The sequence below is a fragment of the Micromonospora sp. M51 genome, assembly GCF_018070305.1.
GTDB classification, from domain to species: domain Bacteria; phylum Actinomycetota; class Actinomycetes; order Mycobacteriales; family Micromonosporaceae; genus Micromonospora; species Micromonospora parva.
In genome coordinates, this window is the sequence record NZ_JAGPXZ010001461.1 from 1 (window position 1) to 517 (window position 517).

At 72.0% G+C, this 517-nt stretch carries 1 protein-coding gene; it reads right to left on the minus strand.

What is annotated here, in order from left to right:
• Positions 1-46: 46 nt before the first annotated feature.
• Positions 47-517: hydrogen peroxide-dependent heme synthase (gene hemQ / locus KBX53_RS35450; RefSeq protein WP_210864084.1), on the minus strand; the 471-nt coding region annotated here is incomplete at its 5' end.

Consider the following 517-nt stretch of genomic DNA (forward strand, 5'->3'; position numbering starts at 1 on the left):
GTCCGGCGCCGAACCCGGGCGGGGGTGCGGCGCCGGCCGGCGGGCGTCAGACCAGGCAGTTGACGATCTCGGCCACCGAGCGGCGGCGGCCGGTGTAGAACGGGACCTCTTCGCGGACGTGCCGGCGGGCGCCGGAGGCGCGCAGGTCCCGCATCAGGTCGACGATCCGGTGCAGTTCGTCGGCCTCGAAGGCGAGCATCCACTCGTAGTCACCGAGCGCGAACGAGGCGACAGTGTTGGCCCGCACGTCCGGGTAGCCGCGGGCCATCTTCCCGTGCTCGGCCAGCATCTCGCGCCGCTCGGCGTCGGGCAGCAGGTACCACTCGTACGAGCGGACGAACGGGTACACACAGATGTAGGCGCGGGCCTCCTCGCCGGCCAGGAACGCCGGGATGTGGCTCTTGTTGAACTCCGCCGGCCGGTGCAGTGCCATCTGCGACCACACCGGCGTCAGCGCCCGCCCCAGCGTGGTGCGACGCAACCGCAGGTACGCGTCCTGCAACGCGTCACTGGACGC